At 63.6% G+C, this 8,409-nt stretch carries 9 protein-coding genes; 8 read left to right on the top strand and 1 reads right to left on the bottom strand.

All coding sequences use genetic code 11. From position 1 onward, the window contains the following. The first annotated feature begins 263 nt into the window (after positions 1 to 263). From VGH54_RS26800 to VGH54_RS26765, 8 genes are all read left to right on the top strand, one after another. Positions 264 to 1,028: a hypothetical protein gene (locus VGH54_RS26800; RefSeq protein WP_331515163.1), complete on the top strand. Its 765-nt coding sequence runs from the start codon at positions 264 to 266 to the stop codon at positions 1,026 to 1,028. A gap of 195 nt (positions 1,029 to 1,223) precedes the next feature. Next, a complete protein-coding gene (locus tag VGH54_RS26795; protein WP_331515162.1) occupies positions 1,224 to 1,838 on the top strand; it encodes a cytochrome c oxidase subunit 3 family protein in 615 nt (204 codons plus the stop codon). 2 nt (positions 1,839 to 1,840) lie between these two features. After that, a complete protein-coding gene (locus tag VGH54_RS26790; RefSeq protein WP_331515161.1) occupies positions 1,841 to 2,101 on the top strand; it encodes a cytochrome C oxidase subunit IV family protein in 261 nt (86 codons plus the stop codon). A 169-nt stretch (positions 2,102 to 2,270) separates the two neighbouring features. Beyond that, positions 2,271 to 3,020 (top strand): PaaX family transcriptional regulator C-terminal domain-containing protein, encoded by a 750-nt coding sequence (locus tag VGH54_RS26785; RefSeq protein ID WP_331515160.1) that lies wholly within the window; start codon positions 2,271 to 2,273, stop codon positions 3,018 to 3,020. A 209-nt stretch (positions 3,021 to 3,229) separates the two neighbouring features. Continuing rightward, a complete protein-coding gene (locus VGH54_RS26780; protein ID WP_331515159.1) occupies positions 3,230 to 4,396 on the top strand; it encodes an acyl-CoA dehydrogenase family protein in 1,167 nt (388 codons plus the stop codon). Positions 4,397 to 4,413: 17 nt separating this feature from the next. Beyond that, positions 4,414 to 5,223, top strand: a complete 810-nt coding sequence (locus tag VGH54_RS26775) for an enoyl-CoA hydratase/isomerase family protein (RefSeq protein ID WP_331515158.1) — start codon at positions 4,414 to 4,416, stop codon at positions 5,221 to 5,223. 19 nt (positions 5,224 to 5,242) lie between these two features. Further along, complete coding sequence (locus VGH54_RS26770; protein WP_331515157.1) at positions 5,243 to 6,118, top strand: SDR family oxidoreductase; 876 nt, start codon at positions 5,243 to 5,245, stop codon at positions 6,116 to 6,118. Between the two features lie 289 nt (positions 6,119 to 6,407). Beyond that, a complete protein-coding gene (locus VGH54_RS26765) occupies positions 6,408 to 7,520 on the top strand; it encodes an adenylate/guanylate cyclase domain-containing protein (RefSeq protein ID WP_331515156.1) in 1,113 nt (370 codons plus the stop codon). Positions 7,521 to 7,531: 11 nt separating this feature from the next. On the opposite strand, the gene VGH54_RS26760 is transcribed toward VGH54_RS26765, so the two are convergent. Then, entirely contained in the window at positions 7,532 to 8,296 is a 765-nt protein-coding gene (locus VGH54_RS26760) for an SDR family NAD(P)-dependent oxidoreductase (protein ID WP_331515155.1), read from the bottom strand. Between the last annotated feature and the right edge of the window lie 113 nt (positions 8,297 to 8,409).

Below are 8,409 nucleotides of genomic sequence, written 5' to 3'. Positions count from 1 at the left end.
CGGCAGCCGGGCGGGCCGCTGGAGGTTCGGTCAACAACGGCGCGCAGGAGGTTACGCGGGACGACGGGTCCACCGAACTCGGTGGTGTCCAGCCCGCTGTCGGTCCGCCTGATCTGTGTGGGAGCGGTGGGCTCGGTCCGGGGCCCGCAGTGGGGTTGTCACGCCGCCTCAGTGATGTTACCGTTCTGCATCAGCTGATGCAGTGTCGTGTATCGCGGTCACAATCAGCGATCAAAGGGAAATCGATCGGAAAGGAGCGATACATGGATCAGAAAACCAGCTTCAGATTCCAGCTCATCAGCGCCTGGTGTGGCCCCGCTTTCTTGGTCACCTTCGTGCTGTTCTGGGGGGTGCTCGGGCATAACCTGCCGAATCCGTCACCCGCGTTGAGCGCGACAGACCTCGCCGCTCGCTATTCGCAGAACCTCGGGGAGATTCGTCTGGGCTTCATCGTCTCCCTCATCATCGTTTGCTTGTACATGCCGTGGTGTTCGTATATCAGCGCCCGGATGGCGAAGATCGAGGGCGGGTACCCGGTCCTGGCCAACCTTCAGCTCATCGGTGGCGCTCTGACCGTCATGGTCGTGTCGTTCAGCGCTTGCTTCTGGGCCATCGCGGCATTCCGGCCCGACCGGGACCCGGCGCTGATCCAGTTGCTCACCGATTCCGGCTGGCTGATCATCGACCTGCAGTATGCGTGCACCACGTTGCAGATGGTGGCGCTCGCCTTGGCGGTTCTGTCGGATCGGAAAAACAAGGCCAGGCCTCTCATGCCGAACTGGGTGTGCTACCTGACCATCTTCTGCGCGGTCAGCTTCTTCCCGGCGAGCCTCACCGGCGTTCTGAAGACCGGCCCGTTTGCCTGGAATGGCGTCATGAGCTATTACTTCCCGTACTTCTGCTGGCTGTGCTGGGAAATAATTGCGAGCACCTATTTGATCAAGGACGTTCGTCGGCGCACGCGCGAGTTCGAGGACAGCCCCGCGGTGGCTGGCCCAGACCCTCGGGCGACGGCTCTCGCGTCCTGACCTGCGCCCCGCGCAGGTGCCCCTTCGGTTGGTCGCGGCTCCCGTCCGCGCGATTCGACAGTGTTGCGATCGAAGTTCGCACCCGTCGTGCGCGGTCGGGAGCAGACGGTCATCCGTGCCTGACGCCCTGTCCGCGTCATCGCTAAGCGGTGGTCGGACAACGACCGGTCACCTCGTCGCTTAGGGAAAGTGTTGATGAGTAGTGCTGTGATGAGTCCCGAAGCCAACACCCAGTTCGTATCGGTAGGCGAGCCGAAGCGGCGGCTGCCGGGAGTCGAAGGCGTTTGGGTCTTCGTGATGGCCGACATGACGGTCTTTGCCGTCCTGTTCGGGTTCTTCATGGTCGGCCGGCTTCATAACCCGGCCTTGTTCGAAGCATCCCGACACGACCTGAACCCGAATTTCGGTGGCGTCAACACGCTCATACTGCTGACCAGCTCATGGTTTGCCGCGCTCGCGCTCGACGCCGTGCGGGAGTCCCGTTTTGCGCTGGCGCAGCGTTTCATCGGCGGCGCTTTTCTCTGCGGCCTCGCCTTCGCGGTGTCGAAGGCCATCGAGTACACCGAGAAGTTGAACGCGGGCATCAGCCTGTTGACCAACGACTTCTTCATGTACTACTTCACGCTGACCGGAATCCATCTGTTCCATGTCATCGCGGGCAGCGTCGTGTTACTCGTGCTGTGGTTCAAGGCCCGATCCCGGTCGTTCGACCCGGAGCGGCCCGTCGTTCTCGAATGCGGCGCGATCTACTGGCACATGGTCGACCTGCTCTGGATCATCCTGTTCCCGCTGCTGTATCTGGTGAGGTGACTATGGAGCTGCTTCGCAAGCCGGTCAGTATCGTGTGGGCCGCGTTGATGCTGGCCACCTGCACATCGACCTGGCTACTTTCGAAGAACTCGGTCACCCCCGAAGTGGCGACGGTGGCCATCGTGCTTATCGCCGCCGTCAAGGTGCGATTGGTGATTGGGTACTTCATGGAGGTGCGCCGGGCGCCACTGGGGCTGCGGTTCATCTGCGACGGCTGGTTGCTCGCAGTCACCGCGCTGATCGTGACCGTCTACCTGGTGTGATCCGGCGCCGCTCCGTCGGGTGTACCGCCCGCGCAGGCCGACCAGACACACGTCACTGCGGATCGGGCTGTACTGAAATGGCCTACTTGTGCACTGCAATAGGTTTGCATTGCCGATACGTGAGCGCATTGCGATCGATGTGTTGTAGGACAAGTGATGGAGTTCATGTATGTCTCCTGCCGTTCCTGACCGTCACCTGCCGTCGATCACCCCGCTTACCGCGAGGTCGGTCGCGTTGAGCACTCTGCTCGGATACCACCCCCCGGCGCTTCCAGTTAGCGCCTTGGTGAAGGTTGGGGAGCTTCTCGGGATCGCCGACCGCGCCACCCGCGTTGCCCTGACGCGCATGGTGAAGGACGGCGACGTGACCGTCGAGAATGGCGTGTATCGCCTGTCCGAGCGATTGCTGCGACGGCAGGCCGAACAGGATGCGCTCACCTCGCCTCCCACTCGGCGATGGACTGGGGGGTGGGAGATGGCCGTCGTCACGAGCACGACCCGGCCGCTGGCCGAGCGCGTGGCCCTGCGTAAGAGCATGGTGCGGCACCGGATGGGCGAGTTGCGCGAGGGGGTGTGGATGCGGCCTGACAACCTCTCTCGCGAACTCGACGGGGTCATCGCCGAGCAGTGTGAGTTTTTTGTCAGTCACCACTCTGACTCGATGAGCCTGGCAGCGTCGCTCTGGGACTTGCCCGGATGGGCAGCCGAGGCGGACCGATTGCTGACGGTGCTCGACGAGGCAGAGAGTCTCGCCCAAGGGTTCATCGCTACAGCGGAGGTAATCCGACACCTGCTGCTCGATCCGTACTTGCCGGACGAGCTGCTCCCAGCGGGGTGGCCAGGGGATCGACTTCGAGAGCGTTACACCGATTTCAACGCCAACTACTCGGAGCGTCTCCGAAAGTACAGCGGCGGATAGTCGGGGCCGAGGCGCCTCGCGCGCCTCCTCGGTCGGGCGTGACGTGACATCGCCGAACAAATATTCATCATGCGATGCTATTCTGTATCATGGTGGCAACTGAGGTGTCAGACACTGGATCGGCTGTCGTCCGGCATGGTCATCGTCGCGTTCGTGCGTCGCGACGGCTTTCACAGCGGAGGTCGCCAGCAGTCACCACGAGGAGGGCCATGACGGGACCGTTGAGCTTCTCGATCAGCGCGGAGCAAGAGGCGCTGGTCGAGGTTGCCAGGGGCTTCGCTGAGCGGCAGCTGGCGCCGTATTACAAACAACGCGAGCAGGAAGGTGCGTTCGATTGCGCGACATTGCGGGTGATGGGCGATCTTGGACTCTTCGGGGTTGAGCTGCCTGAAGCGTATGGCGGCCTCGGACTTGACTGCACGACAGCGGGTCTCGTCCTCGAGGCCATCTGCCGCTCCGACTACAACATCGGCCAGTTGATGGTGACGATGTCGTTGAGCGGAGCGATCATGGCCCGGCACGGGGATCCCGCGGTGGTCGCGCCCTGGCTGCGCGGCATGACCAGCGGCGAGATGATCCCGGCCATCGCCCTGACCGAGCCGGGCGGCGGATCGGACGCCGCGAACCTGACACTGCGGGCAACCAAAGACGGTGCTCGCTACATCCTCGACGGCGAGAAGACCTCGACTAGCTTTGCGACCCAGGCGACGTTCGCGATCGTCTGGGCTCGCACCGGCGCGCAGTCCAGCGGCGCGCGCGGAATCAGTGCCTTCCTTGTCCCCCTCGACCTGTCGGGCATCAAAACCAACGAATTCGACGATCTCGGCGGTCGGTGCGCCGGGCGGGGGTCGGTCCACTTTGACCGCGTAGTACTACCGGCAACGCACTTGATCGGCCGGGAAAATGACGGCTTCGTCCAGGTGATGCAGGGCTTCGACTACAGCCGAGCGCTGATCGGGCTCCAGTGTCTGGCGGTCGCCCGGCAGTCGCTCGACGAAACATGGTTGTCCACCGCCGAGCGGACGAGCTTCGGTAAACCGCTGATCGCGCATCAGGGTGTGTCATTCCCATTGGCCGAGGCCGAGACCCAACTCGAGGCATGCCGGTTGCTGTGCCTGAAGACGTTGTGGCTCAAGGACCAGGGGCTGGCACACACGGCTGAGGCGGCGATGTGCAAGTGGTGGGCACCCAAGTTGGCGTTCGACACCGTTCAAACCTGCCTGCTGCTCAATGGGCACGGTGCCTACACCGAGGAAATGCCTTACGCGCAACGCCTGCGAGACGTCCTGGGCCTGCAGATCGGCGACGGCACCGCGCAAATCATGAAGCTGATCATTGCCCGACACAAGGCCGGCCGCGGCGCGGCTCCGGCATGACTCCGGAGGGACTCCCCATGGCCAAGGTGATTTACGAAAAGCGTGGTCAGATCGCGTATATCACGCTGAATCGGCCCGAGGTTCACAACGCTATCGACACCGAGGCCGATGAGCTGCTGTTGGAGGCGTGGACAGATTTCCGCGACGATCGGGATGTCCGGATCGCGATCCTCACCGGGTCCGGGGACAAGTCCTTCTGCGCCGGCGCGGACCTCAAATCGCATGTCGATCCCTGGCTCAAAGCCGGGCCCGAACTCGGACGCAGCCTGCTGGAAAAAGGGTTCGCGGGCCGGATCACCCGCGGGCTGCATCGGACGCCCAAACCGATCATCGCGGCGCTGAACGGCTGGGTCATCGGGGGCGGCATCGAACTCGCCCTGGCCTGCGACATCAGGATCGCGTCCGAACGCGCGAACTTCGGCTTCTTCCACATGCGACGCGGCATGCATTTCGCCGACGGGGGCATCGTCCGGCTGGTCAACACGGTCGGGGTGGGTATCGCGATGGAGCTGGAGCTGATGGGTGAACCCGTCGACGCGCAACGGGCCAAAGAGGTCCACCTGGTCAATCGGGTTGTGCCCCATGGCGATCTGATGACCACCGCCGAGGACGTCGCGGCCAAGATTCTGCGCAATCCCAGGGCCGCGGTGGAATCAGCGAAGCAGACAATCCTCGAGGTTGTCGGGCGCCCATTGGACGACCAGCTCAGGCTTGAGTGCCTGTATGGCTATTCGACCATGGGCGACCCGGAAATCGTCGAGCGCAAGCAGGAGTTCCTCGAACGGCGCGACGACGACCGGGTAACGACAAGCTCCGAGCGCCACTGACTAGCCGAGGACGGAAAACATGCCCTACAACTCGATCTACCGCCGGGACCTGTTTCGTGACCACATCGTCGTCGTCACCGGCGGCGGCAGCGGTATCGGGCGTTGCACGGCCCATGAGTTGGCGTCGCTCGGTGCCCACGTTGCGATCGTCGGGCGCGACGACGCCAAACTCGAACGCGTGCGCGGTGAGATCGAATCCGACGGTGGTTCGATTTCTGCCCATGTCGCCGACATTCGCGATGAACGCGCGGTCATCGCCACCGTCGAGCGTGTGCTGGCCGACCATGGCCGCATCGACGGCCTGGTGAACAACGCCGGCGGCCAATATCGCGCTCCGATGAGAACCATCTCGACAAAGGGGTTCGAGGCCGTGGTCAGCAGCAATCTGACCGGTGGATTCATCGTCATGCGGGAGGTCTACAACCGGTGGATGGTCAATCACGGCGGCGCGATCGTCAACATGATCGCCGACATCTGGCACGGCTGGCCACATTTCTCCCATTCCGCGGCGGCGCGCGGCGGAATGCTCACGCTGAGCGAGTGCGCGGCGACGGAATGGGCCGAATCGGGTGTCCGGGTCAACACGGTCGCCCCCGGATCGATCGCGTCGCAGGGTCTGGACACCTACGAGGACAAGGACACCGCGTTTATTCGCAACGACCTGACGCCTGGTATCCCGTTGCAGCGGTTCGGAACTGAAGCCGAAGTCTCGGCGGCGATCGTCTTTCTGCTGTCGCCGGCCGCGAGCTATATCACCGGCTCGTGCATCCGCATCGACGGGGGAGCGCCGAACGCCCGCCGTGGATGGTGGGATCTGCAGCCGGTCAAGAACAATGTGGCGTTCGACGGGTTCCACCGGTCCTCGCTCCCTGCGATCCTCGACGAGGTTCCGTGATCTTTGTGCAGCTGCACCGATCCTCGCATCGGCCGCTGCTACCCTGCATCTGGAAGTTGCGGCATGTCGTTACCCCTATGACGCTGCGTGTGTCGGATTGGCCGAGGCCTTAGACGTTGTCCTTGTCACCGCTGACGGACGTCTCTCACGGGCTTCCGGCGTCGAATGCGAGATCGAGGCGATTGGCGCGGCTGGCCGAAGTTGACGCTCAGGTCAGGTGGCGGTTCCGCGTGCGAGGCGGTTTCTCGACACGTCGGTCGCGGCCATGATCTGGCTTTAGATTGGCAACGTGGCAGCAGACTTCGATTTCGAGGCGTTGGGCCTGCTTGACGGTCTCGACGGAACGGCGTGCATGGAACGTGCTGAACTCATCCAATGGCTGCTGGACCAGGGCTTCAGTATCGAGCACATCTGCGGGTCTGCCGCCGCCCCGCTGATGCTGCCAGCGAGCAAAGTCCTCGGCGACGACGGCCACTACGTGTCAGCCCGCGAGGTCAGCGAGGCGACCGGGATTGAACTGGAGCTACTCCAACGGCTGCACCGCGCGATCGGCTTGGAGGTCGACGATCCCGACGCGGCCGCCCTGTTGCGTTCGGACGGAGAGGCCGCCGCCCGCGCAAAGTTCTTTCTCGATCTAGGGTTCGATCCTGACGACACGGTCGCCATGATGCGGGTGGTCATCGAGAACCTGGGGCACGTGGCGGAGATTATGCGTGAGGCGGCGCTGAAGACGCTGCTGCGACCCGGAGCCAGTGAGGTCGAGTTGGCTCAAGCGGCGGAGCAGTTGGCAGTGCGGTCCGCACCGGCTCTTGGCGCGGTGATGGACGACCTGATACGCCTTGAACTGCGTCGTTCATTCCAGACGGATGCGGTCACTGCCGCCGAGCGGGCGGCGGGCACGCTGCCCGGTGCCCGCATTGTGACGGTGTGTTTTGCGGACCTCGCCGGCTTTACCAGGCTGGGTGAGGCGATTCGTCCTGAAGATCTGGAACGCATTGCCAGCCGATTCGCCGAATTGGCCCACGATGCCGCGCGCTCCCCGGTGCGATTCATCAAGTCGATCGGCGATGCGGTGATGCTCATTAGTTTCGACGCAGTGCCGCTGCTCCACGCGGTCCTTGACCTGATCGACGCCGCAGCGGAAAACGACCTACCCCCTCTACGAGTCGGCGTTGCCTCTGGACTCGCAGTCAGCCGTGCCGGGGATTGGTTTGGCAGTCCGGTAAACGTGGCGAGTCGGGTCACTGCCGAAGCGCGTCCAGGAACCGTCATGGTTGCCGACTCCGCGCGCGACGCTGTAGGCAACGCCGCGGGTCTGGAGTGGACGCCTGCCGGTGCGCGGCGGCTGAAAGGCGTCAGCGACGAAGTGAAGCTTTATCGCGTGAACCGGGTTTCCGTATAGCCCGGCGGATATCAGCTCATGCTGCTGCCGCCGTTGACATAGATCGTTTGTCCGGTGATGAATCGGCTGTCCTCGCCTGCCAGAAAAGCGACTGCCGCCGCGACGTCCGCTGGATCCCCCGGGCGTCCGATCGGGACGATGGCCGCGCCCTCCTCGACGACCTGCCTTAAACGTGTTGGCGCCTGGCCGGATCCGAGTAATGCCGCCAATTCAGGTGTCCGCACGTAACAGGGTGCCACGGTGTTCGCCGTAATGCCGGCCGCGGCAAACTCACGTGCGAGGCCGGTGACCATTGCATGCACACCGCCCTTGGCGGCGTTGTACATGGCGTGGTCCACCAGCCCGGTCCGCACCGAATCGGCACCGATGTTGATGATGCGTCCGTGACCGCGAGAAACCATGTGGGGGAGTACCGCTCGCACGCAGTAGATCGTCGTCCACAAGTTGTTGTCCACGGTGGCCCGCAGGGACTCTTCGGTGTGTTCCAGGGTCGGCAGGATCACCCCGCCACCGGCGTTGTTGACCAACACATCGACACCGCCCAGCGCATCAACGGCGGTTGCGACCAGGTCGTCAGCCACGCCGTGCTCGTTGAGTTCGCCGACGAATCCGCCGACTATCGCTGCCTGTTCGTAGACGTGATCCAGGTCTTCTTTGCTGCGGGTCGCCGCGAAAACTGCTGCGCCATCGTCGATAAGGCGTGCAGTGATGCCCAGGCCGATACCAGATGCCGCGCCAGTGACGATAACGGTCCGGCCGCACAGTACGTCGCTCATAGGATGATCGCCACGTCGCCGACTTCCCGCAGGTCCGTCATGTCCAGTTCTGCGCGCTTAGCGGCAATGCGCAAGCCGTCGTCGGTTCGTCGCAGCCGGTAGCGGTACCGGCC

It is taken from the genome of Mycobacterium sp. (assembly GCF_036488105.1).
Lineage (GTDB): Bacteria > Actinomycetota > Actinomycetes > Mycobacteriales > Mycobacteriaceae > Mycobacterium.
The sequence above is the reverse complement of the archived record's forward strand: the minus strand, read 5'-3'. Positions and strand labels throughout refer to the sequence as shown.

What these genes read in the sequence shown, in the direction of transcription:
- VGH54_RS26800 (WP_331515163.1), top strand. Translation starts at nt 264, where the DNA reads ATGGATCAGAAAACCAGCTTCAGATTCCAGCTCATCAGCGCCTGGTGT.
- VGH54_RS26795 (WP_331515162.1), top strand. Translation starts at nt 1,224, where the DNA reads ATGAGTAGTGCTGTGATGAGTCCCGAAGCCAACACCCAGTTCGTATCG.
- VGH54_RS26790 (WP_331515161.1), top strand. Translation starts at nt 1,841, where the DNA reads ATGGAGCTGCTTCGCAAGCCGGTCAGTATCGTGTGGGCCGCGTTGATG.
- VGH54_RS26785 (WP_331515160.1), top strand. Translation starts at nt 2,271, where the DNA reads ATGTCTCCTGCCGTTCCTGACCGTCACCTGCCGTCGATCACCCCGCTT.
- VGH54_RS26780 (WP_331515159.1), top strand. Translation starts at nt 3,230, where the DNA reads ATGACGGGACCGTTGAGCTTCTCGATCAGCGCGGAGCAAGAGGCGCTG.
- VGH54_RS26775 (WP_331515158.1), top strand. Translation starts at nt 4,414, where the DNA reads ATGGCCAAGGTGATTTACGAAAAGCGTGGTCAGATCGCGTATATCACG.
- VGH54_RS26770 (WP_331515157.1), top strand. Translation starts at nt 5,243, where the DNA reads ATGCCCTACAACTCGATCTACCGCCGGGACCTGTTTCGTGACCACATC.
- VGH54_RS26760 (WP_331515155.1), bottom strand. Translation starts at nt 8,296, where the DNA reads ATGAGCGACGTACTGTGCGGCCGGACCGTTATCGTCACTGGCGCGGCA.